General features: G+C 58.9%; 15 protein-coding genes. 5 read left to right on the forward strand and 10 right to left on the reverse strand.

Going from position 1 to position 14,423, the window contains the following annotated elements; translation table 11 throughout:
• Positions 1–41 precede the first annotated feature (41 nt).
• From AB4K19_RS06570 to AB4K19_RS06580, 3 genes are all read left to right on the forward strand, one after another.
• Positions 42–407 (forward strand): group I truncated hemoglobin, encoded by a 366-nt coding sequence (locus AB4K19_RS06570; protein ID WP_375227644.1) that lies wholly within the window; start codon positions 42–44, stop codon positions 405–407.
• The gene (locus tag AB4K19_RS06575) at positions 404–1,459 is read left to right on the forward strand and encodes an adenylate/guanylate cyclase domain-containing protein (RefSeq protein ID WP_375227645.1); all 1,056 of its coding nucleotides are present in this window, start codon (positions 404–406) and stop codon (positions 1,457–1,459) included. The genes AB4K19_RS06570 and AB4K19_RS06575 overlap by 4 nt, the downstream gene beginning before the upstream one ends.
• Positions 1,460–1,523: 64 nt before the next feature.
• Positions 1,524–2,756: an MFS transporter gene (locus AB4K19_RS06580; protein WP_375227646.1), complete on the forward strand. Its 1,233-nt coding sequence runs from the start codon at positions 1,524–1,526 to the stop codon at positions 2,754–2,756.
• Between the two features lie 6 nt (positions 2,757–2,762).
• Here AB4K19_RS06580 and AB4K19_RS06585 read toward each other — a convergent pair whose 3' ends face one another.
• The 4 genes from AB4K19_RS06585 to metA are packed head-to-tail and all read right to left on the reverse strand — an operon-like array spanning position 2,763 to position 6,172.
• Entirely contained in the window at positions 2,763–3,380 is a 618-nt protein-coding gene (locus AB4K19_RS06585) for a TetR/AcrR family transcriptional regulator (RefSeq protein WP_375227647.1), read from the reverse strand.
• Positions 3,373–4,242, reverse strand: a complete 870-nt coding sequence (gene ppk2 / locus AB4K19_RS06590) for a polyphosphate kinase 2 (protein WP_436399348.1) — start codon at positions 4,240–4,242, stop codon at positions 3,373–3,375. The genes AB4K19_RS06585 and ppk2 overlap by 8 nt, the downstream gene beginning before the upstream one ends.
• A gap of 48 nt (positions 4,243–4,290) precedes the next feature.
• Positions 4,291–5,271 (reverse strand): alpha/beta fold hydrolase, encoded by a 981-nt coding sequence (locus tag AB4K19_RS06595; RefSeq protein ID WP_375227648.1) that lies wholly within the window; start codon positions 5,269–5,271, stop codon positions 4,291–4,293.
• A complete protein-coding gene (gene metA, locus AB4K19_RS06600) occupies positions 5,255–6,172 on the reverse strand; it encodes a homoserine O-acetyltransferase MetA (protein ID WP_375227649.1) in 918 nt (305 codons plus the stop codon). Before metA ends, AB4K19_RS06595 begins: the two co-directional genes overlap by 17 nt.
• A 148-nt stretch (positions 6,173–6,320) precedes the next feature.
• On the opposite strand from metA, the gene AB4K19_RS06605 reads away from it, so the two are divergent.
• Positions 6,321–7,268 carry a hypothetical protein gene (locus AB4K19_RS06605; protein ID WP_375227650.1) on the forward strand — a complete coding sequence of 316 codons (948 nt, stop codon included), beginning with the start codon at positions 6,321–6,323 and terminating at the stop codon, positions 7,266–7,268.
• Between the two features lie 6 nt (positions 7,269–7,274).
• The gene (locus AB4K19_RS06610; RefSeq protein WP_375227651.1) at positions 7,275–7,631 is read left to right on the forward strand and encodes a hypothetical protein; all 357 of its coding nucleotides are present in this window, start codon (positions 7,275–7,277) and stop codon (positions 7,629–7,631) included.
• 6 nt (positions 7,632–7,637) lie between these two features.
• Here AB4K19_RS06610 and AB4K19_RS06615 read toward each other — a convergent pair whose 3' ends face one another.
• From AB4K19_RS06615 to AB4K19_RS06640, 6 genes are all read right to left on the reverse strand, one after another.
• Complete coding sequence (locus tag AB4K19_RS06615) at positions 7,638–8,495, reverse strand: ATPase (RefSeq protein ID WP_375227652.1); 858 nt, start codon at positions 8,493–8,495, stop codon at positions 7,638–7,640.
• A gap of 61 nt (positions 8,496–8,556) precedes the next feature.
• Entirely contained in the window at positions 8,557–9,483 is a 927-nt protein-coding gene (locus tag AB4K19_RS06620) for a DMT family transporter (RefSeq protein WP_375227653.1), read from the reverse strand.
• 103 nt (positions 9,484–9,586) lie between these two features.
• A complete protein-coding gene (locus AB4K19_RS06625; RefSeq protein ID WP_436399349.1) occupies positions 9,587–10,699 on the reverse strand; it encodes an OmpP1/FadL family transporter in 1,113 nt (370 codons plus the stop codon).
• A 133-nt stretch (positions 10,700–10,832) separates the two neighbouring features.
• Positions 10,833–11,696, reverse strand: a complete 864-nt coding sequence (locus AB4K19_RS06630) for a DMT family transporter (RefSeq protein WP_375227655.1) — start codon at positions 11,694–11,696, stop codon at positions 10,833–10,835.
• Between the two features lie 22 nt (positions 11,697–11,718).
• Positions 11,719–13,293, reverse strand: a complete 1,575-nt coding sequence (guaA, locus tag AB4K19_RS06635) for a glutamine-hydrolyzing GMP synthase (RefSeq protein ID WP_436399350.1) — start codon at positions 13,291–13,293, stop codon at positions 11,719–11,721.
• Between the two features lie 135 nt (positions 13,294–13,428).
• Positions 13,429–14,226 (reverse strand): esterase/lipase family protein, encoded by a 798-nt coding sequence (locus tag AB4K19_RS06640; RefSeq protein ID WP_375227657.1) that lies wholly within the window; start codon positions 14,224–14,226, stop codon positions 13,429–13,431.
• Positions 14,227–14,423: the final 197 nt, after the last annotated feature.

Below are 14,423 nucleotides of genomic sequence, written 5' to 3' on the forward strand. Positions count from 1 at the left end.
GGCTTCGCCGTACAACAGAGACGGGAACCGGGTACGAGGCTATGTCCAGCACTTTCCAGAAATATGGTGGTTTCGGCACTGTCAGCCGGGTGGTTCTGTCGTTCTATGAGATGGTACTGGACAGCGATATTGTCGGGCATCACTTTGATGATGTCGACATGGCGCGTCTGATGGATCATCAGACAAAATTCGTCTCCGCGCTCATGGGTGGGCCGTCTGCGATGACAGACGACCGTCTGGCGCATGTCCACCACGCACTGGATATCTCCGCACAGGAATTCGACGAGGTTGTGCGTCTGCTGGGCGAAGCGATGCGCGAGCATGGTATGGCGGATGCTGACATCCGCGATGTGGCGCGTGAATTTGAGGCCCGGCGCGGATGCATTCTGCGTCCCGGTGTCCGATGACCGCCAATACACTCACGACCATAAATGAACAGCTGCTGAAATCGATCGGGGTCGGCATCGCCATTCTGCGCTGGTCCGACCTGTCGGTGTTTTACCACAATGCAGCTTTCGCGGACTGGTTTGGCGATCCGAAGGAAGAGGGGGCTCTGTCAGAGGCCATAGAGGCCATCCGGGAGGCCGCGGCGACGGCACTGCGTGAAACCGGACGCTATACGGGCGAGGTACAGGTGAAACCGCGCCGCCGTACGCTGGTTATTTCGGTCAGTCTGCATCTGACTGAGCTCGAAAACGAAAAGATGATTGTTGCAGAATGCCAGAACATCACGCGCATGCGTGAGCTGGAGCAGATGATCGACAGCTATTCCAAGATGGTCGAGCGCAACACACGTCAGCTGGAACGGGAAAAAGAGCGGGTTGAAAAGCTGCTGCTCAATCTGATGCCACGCAAAGTCTATGAAGAATTCAAGACGTTTGGCGTTGTCACGCCTCAACTCTACCGCAACGTGTCGGTACTGATGCTCGATTTTGTGGGCTTCACGGATTTTACCGAACAGAATGATCCGACAGTGACCCTGGGCGAGCTGAACGACATTTTCACCGCCTTTGACCGGATTGCCGAGCAGTTTGGCGTGGAGCGGATCAAGACCATCGGGGACGCCTATATGGCGGTATCGGGAATGCCAGAAGAGGCCCCGGATCATGCTTCTGCCGTTGCCAATTGTGCCGTGCGTTTCCTGCGGTTCCTGGAGCGCCGCAATCAGAGCCACAGGTTCAAATGGGAAGCCCGGATCGGGCTGGGCAGCGGGGCTGCTGTCGGCTCGGTCGTGGGGGTTCAGAAATACGTCTACGATGTGTTTGGGCCGGCTGTGAACATGGCCGCCCGCCTCGAGGTATTTGCCCACCCGATGAAGATCGTGGCGCCGATCGAGATGAAATATGATCTGATCGACGGGTTTCAGGTCGAAGAAATCGGCTCCTACGACATCAAGGGGCTTGGGACCATGGAGCTCATCAACGTCGAGGGAAATCTGTCCCTCGCGCGCACTTTCTGACCGCCAGAACAGAGCGGAGCCATTCCCGTTTGACACGCCGGACGCATGGGGCTTTGGTGGCTCTATGGCGCTTCTCGTAAAAAACCGTTCCTTCCGGCTGCTGTTTTCCGCAACCGCTGTGTCCAACCTTGGCGACGGTGTATCCGCGCTCGCCTTCCCCTGGCTGGCCACGCTGATCACCCGTGATCCCGCTCTGGTCGCCCTTGTCGCCTTTGCGACAACGCTGCCCTGGCTGCTGTTTTCCGTGCCCGTAGGGGTGCTCGTCGACCGGTATGACCGCCGCCTGCTGATGGTACGCGCGGATCTGTTCCGGCTGATCCTGACCTGTGGGGTCATCTCGCTGATCTTCTCGATCCCATCCTTTCCGCCCGAGGGTGACCCGCTGTTATATATTCTGGTTCTCGCCACCCTTGGCATGATGCTCGGCACCGCAGAGGTCGTACGGGACAATGCCGCGCAGACCGTGCTGCCATCCGTGGTGCCAAAGACCGATCTGGAGAGTGCCAACGGACAGCTGTGGAGTGTCGAGCAGGTCATGGGGTCCTTTGTCGGGCCGCCTGTGGCGGGTCTGCTGATCGCCTTTGCCGTACCCGCACCCTTTGCGCTTGATGCGGTGACTTTTGGTGTCGCGGCTCTGCTGGTCTGGTGCATAGCCATCCCGGGCCGCGCCAATCCGCCCCGGCGCGAACTGCGTCGCGAAGTGGCTGAAGGCTGGAACTGGATGCGGGCCAATCCGACGATTTTCCGCCTCGCTGTCATGCTGGGTTTCATCAACGGCATTTCGGTGATGGCGATGACCATCCTGATCCTCTTTTCACAGGAAGTTCTGGGGCTGACAGCCGCAGGTCATGGTGTGCTTATGGCCGTGGGGGCTGCGGGTGGCGTCCTGGGCGGTATTCTGGGGCCGCGCATCATTGCGCGTATCGGGCCGCAGAACGGTGTGCTGGTCGCTCTTTTCCTGATCCCGCTGCCCTTTGTCATTCTCGCGATGACCGCGCATCCTGTGGTTGCGGGTATTGCAATGTTCATCGAGGTATTTTCCGCGCTGATGTGGAACATTGTGACCGTTTCGTACCGCCAGCGGCGCATTCCGGACGCGCTGCTGGGGCGGGTGAATTCGCTGTACCGTTTCTTTGGATGGGGCATGATGCCCATCGGCGCGTTGCTGGGGGGCTGGATCGTGTCGCTGGGCGAAGGGCCTTTGGGGCGCGAAGTGGCGCTGCGTCTGCCGTTCATGATCGCGGCGGCGGGGGCCTATGTGCTGCTGATCTATGGTGCGCGCAAACTGCGCCTCTGAACCCGTTCAGGCGTCCGGCGTGATCAGGCCCAGCCCGCGGAGGTAAATCCCGATACCCGTTTCCAGCAGATCCTCAGGCGGGAAGGGCGACGCACGACCGGGAGAGTTGCGAGCGAAGAGCTCCACAACACCGTGACTCATGGCCCAGATATGGGCAGAAAACATAGAGGCGGGGGGACGTTTGTCCTCCGGGATATGCTCGCTGAGATCGGTGGCTGCTTTCTCCAGAACTGCGTTCGCCCGTGACGACACTGCCGCGAGTTCTGACGTCCGGTTGACGCTGATCCCGCTTTCAAACATGGCGATGTAGTGACCGGGGTATTTCCGCGCAAAGGCCAGGTAGGCGCGCCCTGTTGCCGAAAACGCCGCGAGCGCTGAGGGCTGGCCCTTTTCATAGGCATATTCCATCAGATCGGCAAAAATCTCGTACCCCTGACGGGCGGCCTCGGCGATCAGGTCCTCGCGCCCTTCAAAATGCCGGTACACCGCAGCTGGTGTGACCCCGGCCTGTTTGGCGGCCTCGGACAGGGTGAAACCGGTTGGGCCGCGCAGCTCAATCAGCTCAAGAGCGGCATCGACCAGTGCCTGCCGCAGATTGCCGTGGTGATAGCCGCGCTTAGGCATTCCAGATGTCCGGCCCACCGCAGATTTTCGTGTCGATCGCGCCGAGCGCGCCGGTGTCTTTGCGGTCATAATCGAGGCCATGCAGTACCGCCCGGATCGCGTTCAGCCGTGCGCGCCGCTTGTCATCAGAGCGCACAACGGTCCAGGGCGCGCCCGCCGTATGGCTGCGTTTCAGGGTATCCCCGATCGCATGGGTATAGGCGTCCCATTTGCCCAGGCCTTTGACGTCAATGCCGCTGAGCTTCCACTGCTTCAGCGGGTCGCGTTCCCGGGCCATCATGCGGCGCAGCTGCTCGGCGCGGCCGACGTTCAGCCAGAACTTCACCAGATGGATTCCGTCATCCGCCAGCATCTCCTCAAAAGGTTTGACCTGGACGAAGAAATGTTCGCGCTGCGCCTCTGTACAAAACCCGAAAACAGGCTCGATGACGCCGCGGTTGTACCAGCTGCGGTCAAAAAAAACGATCTCACCGGCCGCGGGCAGATGATTGATATAGCGCTGAAAATACCACTGCGTCCGCTCTGTTTCAGTGGGTTTTGACAGTGCCACCACCCGTGCGCCGCGTGGGTTGAGATTAGTGCGGAACCGGCTGATGGTGCCGCCTTTGCCAGCCCCATCCCGCCCTTCAAAAACAATGGCGATGCGCGCGCCGCTTTCCCGAACCCAGGCCTGCAGTTTAACCAGTTCAATCTGCAGCGCCGCGAGATCCTTTTCGTAGGGTTTGCGCGCGAGCCGTTCGGAATGAGGATAGGAGCCATCGAGGATAGGGCCGCTGTCCTGGCGACGGATCGCATTTCGGACCCCGTCCGGTGCTTCATTTTCGAAAAAGGCGCTGATCGCGCCGTCAAAGGGCAGGTCCATGGGGCCTCCGCTCAGGATCTTCCCGTCATATATGGGATGTTAATGCGATTAACGCAAACCCGCACGCGCGGCAGCACGGTCGATTGCGGCCAGAACCGCGTCGGTGCTCACATGTTGTGGCATATGCCCCACACCTTCGAGGCGGGTCAGGACAGCGCTGTCGATCTGACCGCTCAGGGGAACGGAATGCACGTCCAGTGGGACAATGGTGTCATCCGTGCCATGCAGAATTTCCACGGGCATCTGCAGGGTATGATACCGTTGTGACATTTCCACAATAAAGGGGCGCAGTCCGTTCACCTGCTGCGCATTGGCGCGCATCGTGCCGCGCCGCAGTGTCATCTGTGGTCCGAAATGAGCAAGGTATCCATCGGGGACACCTTGCGGTTCAAAGATTGACGACACGGTCTTTTCAACAACGCCACGGGGCGCGAAAGCAGTGATCAGCGGGATCACCAGAGCGCTGCCGAGACGCGAAGAGTTGACCTGATAAAGCGGCCCGAGGTCACCTTCCCACGGGTTGGAGGCCGCCGCCAGCAGAACAAGTGCCGCCGTTTCATCCGGGCGTTCCAGCGCCCAGGCCAGTGCCACCGCGCCGCCAAAGGAGTGCCCCACAACAACCGGGTTGCTGACGCCGACTGAATCAGTGGCCTTCTGCAGCAGCCTGGCCTGCAAAGCAGGGGGTTCCGGTGTCACGTTCCAGATGCCACCGTATCCGCGTGGGCGGTCAGACCAGCCCATTCCGGGGCGGTCGACGGCTATCACGCGAAATGTCTGCGAGAGCTTTTCCTCAAGCCGGAATGTTGCATCCCGCAGGCTGCCGCTCGCGCCATGGATAAGCACGATATCGGGACCTTCGCCCGAGACATGTACGTGAATGCGAATCCCGTCCACCTCGATGAACTGACCCGAGGGCGGATAGGCTGCCTCGGCTGCGTTCTCATTCGCTGCCGCGCGCCACTGCACCAGGGCAAACAACGCGAGCGCGCAAAGCAGCAGGGCGGCCACGGCCTTAGGTCCCGATCGCATCGATATCGTAGGGCGTATCCTGGTACACCTCTGTCAGCCAGTTGCCGTAGAGCAGATGCGCGTGGCTGCGCCACCGGTTCAGCGGTTCACGCGACGGGTCGTCATCCGGGTAGTAGTTCATCGGCACGTTGATCGGCGTTCCGGCCTCAACATCACGGTCGTATTCCTGTTTCAGTGTATCGCTGTCGTACTCGAAATGGTTGAAGATATAGATCGCGCGGTGCGCCGGATCCTCGACAAGGCAGGGGCCGACTTCTTCGCTGCCCAGCAGCGTGCGCAGCCCGGAGGCGGCGTCGATCTCGTCCTGCCGCATTTCTGTCCAGCGCGACACCGGGATCACACAATCATCGGAAAATCCGCGCAGATAGGGGGATGCCGGTGCCAGATTCCGGTGCCGGAAACAGCCAAAGGCCTTGGCGTCCAACATGTGTTTTTTCACGCCGTGAAAATGGTTGATCATCGCCATGCCACCCCAGCAGACTCCAAAAGTCGAATGCACATTGGTCTGCGTCCAGTCCATCACTTCGCGCAGCTCGTCCCAATAGGTCACATCCTGAAACGCCAGATGTTCAATAGGAGCGCCGGTGATGATCAGGCCATCAAACTTCTCGTGTTTAACCTCCTGAAACGGGCGGTAGAATTCGGCCATATGTTCAGCAGCGGTGTTCCGGGTCTGATGCTCGGACATGCGGATCAGTTCGAAATCGATCTGCAGCGGCGTGGCGCCGATCAGACGGGCGAACTGGTTCTCTGTCTGGATCTTTTTCGGCATCAGATTCAGCAGACCGATGCGCAGCGGCCGGATGTCCTGGCGTGCGGCCTGATCAGGGTCCATCACCATAACACCCTCGCGCGTCAGCACGTCATAGGCGGGCAGGTCGGCGGGGATCTTGATCGGCATCGGGGTATTCCTGTTCTGGTGCGCACTCACCTAATGCGACACCGGGGAAATATCCAGCCCACAGCGGGCTGCCTCACGTCAGGTTGACTGAATCAATGACCCGTGTAACGCTGCACGTATTGATTGAACCATAAAACGATATTTTTACATGACCCTATTTACAACCCGTGGCGCACTGGGGTGTTTCCCATTCCTTGTAGCCGGACTGGCGGCCTGTGTACCGGTCGATGCCAGCAAAGAAATCACCCTGATGAGCGATGCGACAGCCACACTGTCCGATGAAACGCTTACCAAACTGAAACCTCAGATCGACGCCTATAAGGCTGCGGCGCCGGACAGGGCAGCGGCAGCGGGCGACCTCTGGTTGCTGTCGCAGGCCTGCGACACAAACGAGGAAGTCTTTAATTACGATGCGCTGAGCAACTGCAGGATCGACCGGGTGGCGAATGAAACCGCTCCCGAAGCGGCACCTACGCAGTTGCAGGCCGTGCAGCGGAAACTGGGGCTTTTGTCCGAATACAGTGCGTTGCTGTCTGATCTGGCCTCTGCACAGACAGAAGCGGACATAAAACTTGCCTATGCGGGGCTCGCGGATACGCTCAAAGGGCTGGGGGAAAAATCCGGTTCTTCCGGCATCGCGTCATTTGCGCAGAGCCTGCAGGACGAGAAGGAGAAGGTCGGGGCGGTCACGGACTTTGCCGTATCTTCGTACAGGAACCGTCTGCTGAAGCGCACGGTTCGCGATGCTGACCCTTTGATCATCGAAGTAACGGGGGAACTGAAGGCGACGCTTCAGGATCTGAACCTGGACACCGGGTACGCCGCCGCGCTGACCCGGATGCGCAACGCCAATACCGAAGCGTTCGATGCAAATCTCGCAGGCAATACGGCACGTACAGCCGCCGCCTACCGGGAACTGGAAGCGAGCCATGCCGCCTTTATCAAAGCCGCAGAAGGGTCGGTCTACACCAAACTGGATCAGCTTGCCGCGACACACAACGGGCTGGCTGCCCGTCTGAGCGGGTCGCCATCAACTGAGGCGCTGACGGCCTACCTCAAGGCTCTCAGGGATCTCGCCGGAACGCTGGAAGGATAACCTCTGATGCCAAATCTCTCGAAAGTCGCTGAAAAGAACTTTGAACAACTGCTGGTACTGGTCAATCAGGCCCGGGCGCGGAACCGAAAGCTGCTTTATGCAGCGGTAAAGGCCGGTGATACGAAGACCCGTGACGAACATATTAAGATAGAAAAGAAGCTTCAGGCGCACCACATCGAAGTGATTGAACTGCAGCAGAAATATGAGGCCTCGGACACAGCCCCATCGACTGCAGAGAAGGCGCTGAAATCGCTCGTCGCCAATACCCGTAAGCAGGTGCAGAAGGTCAACTCCATTGCCTCGGCGCTGAACGGCCTCGAAAAAGTCGCGAGCCTGATCACAAAATTTGTCGGTGTGCTCTGAGGATTTTCAGGCGCGGTCGATGGCTCTTGCAATCAGGTCTTCAAAGTCCTGATCGGACGCGAGAGCGGCCACCTCATCTGCTGTGACGGTCACGCCCCAGCGCGCCATCGCCTCATACCGGGGCTGGCGGTGGGCCAGCGCGCGGGCATATGTCCAGCGCACAAAGGCATCCGGGTCGACCGCATCTTCGGCACTGCCGGTTTCTTTCAGGTATTCCTGCCAGCAGCGCAGCAGAAATGCCGGCTGATACGCCATCGGCTTAGGCGCGCGGTCAAACCGGCGCACGAGCTCTTCTGTGTGCGCGTCATCCCCGCGGATCCAGATCATCAGGCAGCTTTCGGACAGTTCCCGCATCAGCGGATCTTCGTCATTCTCCGGATCGACCCATTCACAGATGGACCCGCCGGTGTCGCAGATGAAGTTCGGGTAGCCATAAAGCGCTTCGGCCCGGCGGGCAAAACGCGCCGTGTCGCGCAGGGCTGCGATTTCCGCCCGCCGGAACTGTTCCTGACGCCGCGCGTATTCCTCCATGGGCAGACCGCCCTGGTCGGGATTGCCCGGTTTGCCGAGATAGGTGGCGACGGGGCTCAGGTTATCAAAGGTGATGTTTGAGCCGATATAAATACTGTCACTCATCAGCAGGTCGCGCAGAAACGGGACCTTCATGGCCTCAGCCTTGGCATTGTCTGCGATGTATTCGCCCATGTAACGCGTGCCGATCCGGTAATCGATCGAGTAGTGAAACCAGGACCCGCTGGCGCGCAGCAGGTTGGACATATGCGTTTTGCCCAGGCCCGACATGCCATAGACAAGCACAGATCGGTGTTGCGCGGAACGCCATGCGCTGGAAGTTGAATAGAGCATATGTGCGCCGCCTGTCGTGCTGAGACCCTCAGCAACCTCCTAGCCGCGCCTGCGCAGGGCGTCAATCTGTGCGCACCGGTGCCGAACGCTGCAAGCCCTTCAGAAGACGCCCGTCCAGGATACCCAGTCCGCAGGCCAGAAGCGCGAAACCCGCGTAAGCGCCTGCGTGCAATGCTTCACCCAGCATAAGGGCGCCCAGAACAATAGCGACCGGCGGGATCAGCAGGGTCACCAGCAACAGATTGCCGCTGCCGGCAAGAGCCAGCACCTGGTAATAGAGCAGGTAAGCACCTGCTGTCGCGATGATCGAAAAGTAACCGATGGCCGCAATGGTCCGTGGTTCCAGCAGCAATGTCACGGGACCGTCGAACATAAAGGCAAGTGGCACGGTGATCAGCGTTGACCCGGTCAGCATGCCTGCGGCGGCGACCTGGGGCTTAAGACCCGCAAGGTTTTTTCGGGCCCAGACACCGGCCAGCGCGTAAGACAGGGTGCCCCCGATCACCGCCAGCTGGGCCAGAGACTGCAGGCTGAAGCTGCGCAGGTTCTCCAGCCCGATGGCGGTAGCCACACCGGCAAAGCCCAGAAGAACACCTGCCAGTTTGCGCAGGGTCAGCCGTTCATCGGCAAAGAACAGCGCGGCCATCAGAACACCAAAGATCGCCGTAGCTGCGTTCAGGATCGAAGTCAGACCACTTTCAATGTGGAGCTGTCCCCAGGCCATAAGACCAAATGGGATAACGTTATTCAGCAACCCCATCACAAAAAACGCACCCCAGATGCGTGGCTCACGCGGGATGGGCAGCCGCATGACGAGCACCACTATCCAAAGTGCCAGCATGGCCCAGAATGTCCTGTGGGCAACGGTCGTCAGAAAGCCGATTTCGTCCAGCGCGACGCGGATAGACACAAAGGATGCGCCCCAGATAATGCCCAGCAGCAGCAAAAGACCCCAGGCCTGCATCGAAATTGATTTCTGATCTGTCATGACCCTGATCCTGGGGCAGAGCGGCGCGCGGCGCCACCCGGATCATGCGCAATAAAAAACGCCCGCGCGATGGCGGGCGTTTTCCGGTGAGCTGTTTGTCGGATCAGAAGTTGAAGCCGACTTTGACGCCGAACGCGATTGCATCATTGTCATCGAACGCGGCTGCGGGAGAAAACGGACCAGCGCGTGTCTGGGTGTCTCCAACGCGCACATACCTTAAGCCCGTGGTAATTTTCATTTTCTCTTTCGTATAGATGACAGCGAAACCAATGCTTTCCTGTCCATCGTTTGGCCCAAGATTTGTGAACAGATTTCCGGTATTTTCCTCGTACCCCACAGACGCGGCGACTGACCAGTTCTCATTCAATTTTCGACCAATTCCCAGAGTGTATGTAATTACATCTTCTTCATAGCTGAGAAGTGGCCCGCCGGTCAGTGTTTGGTAAAGCGCCGGATCAAGAGCGAAATCAGACCAGTCTACCCAACGGACGCCGCCGAAAAGCAGTGTGTTTGCGGCAACACCTGTCTGGAACGCCAGGTTCACAGATTGAGGTGTTTCAAACTCAGTAGAGGTTGTCACCGGCGCCGGAAGCCCGGCTTGTGTTTCAACCGTGTCGACAGAATGCGAAATCTCAGAATTCCACGTCAGGGACACGCGCAACGCAATTTCGGGTTTTTCGTAAGCAATGCCAGCCACATAACCCACGCCGTAGTGAACGTCCGCTTCTGCCGAATAATCTAACCCAAGAGGCCCAAAAATGACATTTGCATTTGCTTCAGCAGACTGAATCCGGAGACCACCGTAAACAGACATTCCGTTGTTCATATTGTACTGCAGCAAACCGGTCAGTGCTCTGCTTTCGAATTCGGCATCTGACCCTTGAGCGAAATATCCTGTTCCATCGGCGTAGTCGACTTCGGCACCGAATGGTTCATCCAGAATCAGAGCATAGGACCACCGATCGTTTATGTCCGCTTTATATGCGGCTCCGTATGTAAAGTAGTCCGGGGATATGTTGCCAGAACCGCTGCCGTTGGGCAGTGCTGAGACTGATTCACCCGTCAGATCAGGGGCAACAGCACCGAAACTGAATTCAAGGTATCTTCCGTCCTCGAACAACACGTCAACCGATTGGCCCGACCTGTCAATCGCGCCAGCCTGCGCGCCACCCGCGGCCAGACACAAAGCTGTTACACTTCCGATGTATACTCGCATGAAATCTCCTCCCCAGAAGATCGGTTTTTTTGTTTTCTCGCACCATTGCTCAAAAGTGGTCGCAGGTAATCACGATTCTGACACCGGTCAATTGTTGACGCAGGGGAAAAGGCCGTTGTGACGTTACGTAGAACTACGCTGTTCTGCGGGTTTCAGCCCACAGGTTGAGGTAATTCCCGGTAAAAATGATCAGCGCGCCGATGAACACCTGGATCTCCAGCGGTTCCTGATAGAGCAGCATTCCGACAATCGCGATGGTCGGCAGGCGGATGAAATCCACCGGTACGATCACCGTGGCAGGGGCCAGCGATAACGCAGTGGTCAAACAAAAGTGTGCCATCAGACCCGCAGCACCGATCAGCAGCACCAGCGGCAGTTCGGCCGCCGCCGGCACGGCAATGTCGCCATCCCACGCGGTCGCGACTATCCCGAAGATCAGCTGCAGCACGGTGAGCCAGAACAGAATGCAGGTGATGCTTTGCGTGCGGGTCAGCTTCTTCGTCAGCATCATGGTGATCGCAAAGAAGATCGCCGAGGACGCCGCGGTAATGACGCCTGCGTTGATCCCGGCCATATCGGGCCGGGCAACAATCAGAATCCCGATGAACCCCATGATCGCAGCAAAACCCCGCATTGCGGTGAGCCGTTCGCCAAGAATGAGCGGTGACAGCACGATCACCCAGAGCGGCGAGGTGAATTCGAGCGCAAAAACCTGTGCCAGCGGAATGATGGTCACGGCATAAAACCAGAGGTTTTGTCCGGTGAAATGCGCCAGGTTGCGTACCAACTGCAGACGGAAATTCCCGGTATTGACCTCGCGGAGCGTCCCCGCAAAACCAGCCACGGTCAGCACGATCACCAGCCCGAACATGCTGCGGTACATCATGATCTCGAAGGTATCGAGCGAACTGGACAGTTCCCGGCCCGCGACGGCCATCGACGAAAACGACGCAATCGCGCCGATCATCCACAGACAGGCTTTGACGGTCGGATTCATGCCGCGCTGATGCGAACGGGCATCATTCCCATTCGATCGTGCCCGGAGGTTTGGAGGTGATGTCATAGGTGACGCGGTTGATGCCGGGCACCTCGTTGATGATCCGCGTTGCCGTCTCGCCAAGGAATTCGTGGCTGAACGGATAATAATCAGCGGTCATGCCATCAACCGAGGTTACGGCCCGCAGGGCACAGGCAAAGTCATAGGTCCGCCCATCGCCCATCACGCCGACGGTGCGCACCGGAAGAATGGCGCAGAAGGCCTGCCAGATGTCATCATAAAGCCCGTGTTTGCGGATCTGGTCGATATAGACCGCGTCCGCCTCGCGCAGGATGTCCAGCTTTTCGCGGGTAATCTCGCCGGGGCACCGGATCGCAAGGCCGGGGCCGGGGAACGGGTGGCGGCCGATAAAGCTGGCAGGCAGCCCCAGTTCCCGTCCAAGGGCGCGCACTTCGTCCTTGAAGAGTTCGCGCAGCGGTTCGACCAGTTTCAGCCCCATCTTTTCAGGCAGGCCGCCGACGTTGTGGTGCGACTTGATGGTGACCGACGGGCCGCCACTGAAAGAGACGCTTTCGATCACATCGGGATAGAGCGTGCCCTGCGCCAGAAAGGCGGCACCCTCAATCTGGTCTGCGTATTTCTGAAAAACATCAATAAAGAGACGGCCGATGATCTTGCGCTTGGTTTCGGGGTCCGACTGCCCTTCGAGCTCGCCCAGAAACAGATCCGTTTCGTCGGCGTGGATCACATGCAGGTTCATGTGGTCCCGGAACATCCCCACGACTTCCTGGGCTTCATTCTTGCGCAGAAGACCATGGTCCACGAACACACAGGTCAGCTGATCGCCGATGGCCTCGTGGATAAGTGCTGCGGCAACCGTGGAATCCACACCGCCGGACAGGCCGCAGATCACCTTTGCATCGCCCACCTGAGTGCGGATCGCCTCAACAGCCTGTTCGCGGTAACCTGCCATCGTCCAGTCGCCGGTAAATCCGGCGAGGCGTACGAAGTTCTCATAGAGTTTTGCACCGCGCGGGGTGTGGTGCACTTCAGGGTGAAACTGGACGGCATAGAAATGACGGTCCGTATCGGCCGTGATGGCGTAGGGCGCATTGGGCGAAGTGCCAAAGACCTCAAAGCCGGGCGCCAGTTCAGCGACGTGATCACCATGGCTCATCCAGACCTGTTCCTGGCCTTCGTCAAACCATCCCTCCAGCAGATCCAGCGCCCCCGCAGGCGTCACAAAGGCACGGCCGAATTCCGCAGTACCACCACCGCCGGAGATTTTACCACCCTCAACGCGGCCACCAAGCGCCTGCATCATCACCTGCTGGCCATAACAGATGCCCAGGATCGGGACGCCGTAGTCAAAGATGCCTTCGGGCGGACGGGGCGATCCCTCGCGGACCACACTGTCAGGACCACCGGAGAAAATGACCGCCTTGGGCGCCATGTCGCGCACCATGTCCATCGTCACGTTCTGATAGGGATGGATTTCGCAATAGACGTTCAGCTCCCGCAAACGCCGCGCGATCAGCTGCGTCACCTGGCTGCCGAAGTCGATGATGAGGAGGCGGTCGTGATCAATCATGCTCATACGCGCTGATTAGGGGCAGGGGGTGCCGGTGGCAAGCCCCGGCGCGCACCTGCAGGGAATAATGAGCCCGGGCTTGGCATCTGTTCCGGGCTGTGCCGGCAACAGGCACAGCACAGATGTGTTCCGTTCTGAGGATCAGTACCGGTTCAGATGATCGGTCAGAAAGCGGTGGATGTCGTCGGTCGGTCCCTCAGGCTTCACGAGGCTCTGATGATCATGCCCTTGCAGTATCTCAAAATGGTCGCAGGTCCTCCGGGCGCTGCTTTGCCCGACGATCGTAAGGCTGCGCAGACTGTCTCCGAAAATGTCCAGTTGTTCTCCGGCGCAATGCACCGGAATATTCAGCTGTAACTGCGCATTCGCCCATTGCTGAGTGAAGGCTCCCAAAAAGTTGCCGTCGCTGCTTCTCCGAAGGTCGCGGACGATGCCGCCCCGAAACCCGAGCCGCGACCCCAGCGTGGCGAACCCGGAACCGCCCATCGGCGTGCCGAGCGTGATGAGCGCCAGTGTTCTGCCGGCGACATCGCTGTTTTGCAAAATCATTTTGCGCGCGATGATGCCGCCAAGACTGTGGCCGACAAACACAATTTCCTCGTTTGGGGGTCTGGACTGCAGAAAAAGCCTCAGCTCGCGCGTGACCTCGTCCGCAACTTCGTCGATGCCGATATAAGGGTCATTCAGCGAGGTGGAATAATCGACCACTGCACTGTTGTATGATGACAGGGCCAGATCAGACCTGAAAAAATCCGGCCAGTATGCCCCGGTGTCGGGATGCTGCCATGCGTCTCTGGCGTTGCTGACAAAGCCGTGCAGAAAAATGACTGTCTTGTCTGCACCGTTTTCCGCGCGGGCACTTACAAATGTCACTGCCTGCGAAGCTGACGCCCAGCACCCGAGCACAAACATCAGCACAGGTAATATTCCGCGCCGCATGGTTCTCTCCCTTTTTGTCTGATCCGGACCTGACCACAGGAAGAACCGTGTGCGCAATCATTCGGCGCAGATTTCAGGGGTTTTATGATGTTCGCCGGGGCATTCCTTTTTCGTGCCGCCGCGTAATGTCGCTTTTTTCCCTGCTTCGCCGCAACCGGCGCGGGGCCAGTGGCAGGGCCAGGGTAGTACCGGTGCCA

The sequence above is a fragment of the Roseobacter phycocola genome (assembly GCF_042055075.2).
Classification (GTDB): Bacteria; Pseudomonadota; Alphaproteobacteria; order Rhodobacterales; family Rhodobacteraceae; genus Roseobacter.

Bases quoted from the DNA above. Each gene is read 5' to 3' on its own strand.
- AB4K19_RS06575 (WP_375227645.1), top strand. From the start codon at position 404: ATGACCGCCAATACACTCACGACCATAAATGAACAGCTGCTGAAATCG.
- AB4K19_RS06620 (WP_375227653.1), bottom strand. From the start codon at position 9,483: ATGACAGATCAGAAATCAATTTCGATGCAGGCCTGGGGTCTTTTGCTG.
- ppk2 (WP_436399348.1), bottom strand. From the start codon at position 4,242: ATGGACCTGCCCTTTGACGGCGCGATCAGCGCCTTTTTCGAAAATGAA.
- AB4K19_RS06640 (WP_375227657.1), bottom strand. From the start codon at position 14,226: ATGCGGCGCGGAATATTACCTGTGCTGATGTTTGTGCTCGGGTGCTGG.
- AB4K19_RS06580 (WP_375227646.1), top strand. From the start codon at position 1,524: ATGGCGCTTCTCGTAAAAAACCGTTCCTTCCGGCTGCTGTTTTCCGCA.
- AB4K19_RS06615 (WP_375227652.1), bottom strand. From the start codon at position 8,495: ATGCTCTATTCAACTTCCAGCGCATGGCGTTCCGCGCAACACCGATCT.
- AB4K19_RS06625 (WP_436399349.1), bottom strand. From the start codon at position 10,699: ATGCGAGTATACATCGGAAGTGTAACAGCTTTGTGTCTGGCCGCGGGT.
- AB4K19_RS06570 (WP_375227644.1), top strand. From the start codon at position 42: ATGTCCAGCACTTTCCAGAAATATGGTGGTTTCGGCACTGTCAGCCGG.
- AB4K19_RS06595 (WP_375227648.1), bottom strand. From the start codon at position 5,271: ATGCGATCGGGACCTAAGGCCGTGGCCGCCCTGCTGCTTTGCGCGCTC.
- AB4K19_RS06605 (WP_375227650.1), top strand. From the start codon at position 6,321: ATGACCCTATTTACAACCCGTGGCGCACTGGGGTGTTTCCCATTCCTT.
- AB4K19_RS06610 (WP_375227651.1), top strand. From the start codon at position 7,275: ATGCCAAATCTCTCGAAAGTCGCTGAAAAGAACTTTGAACAACTGCTG.
- AB4K19_RS06585 (WP_375227647.1), bottom strand. From the start codon at position 3,380: ATGCCTAAGCGCGGCTATCACCACGGCAATCTGCGGCAGGCACTGGTC.
- AB4K19_RS06630 (WP_375227655.1), bottom strand. From the start codon at position 11,696: ATGAATCCGACCGTCAAAGCCTGTCTGTGGATGATCGGCGCGATTGCG.
- guaA (WP_436399350.1), bottom strand. From the start codon at position 13,293: ATGAGCATGATTGATCACGACCGCCTCCTCATCATCGACTTCGGCAGC.
- metA (WP_375227649.1), bottom strand. From the start codon at position 6,172: ATGCCGATCAAGATCCCCGCCGACCTGCCCGCCTATGACGTGCTGACG.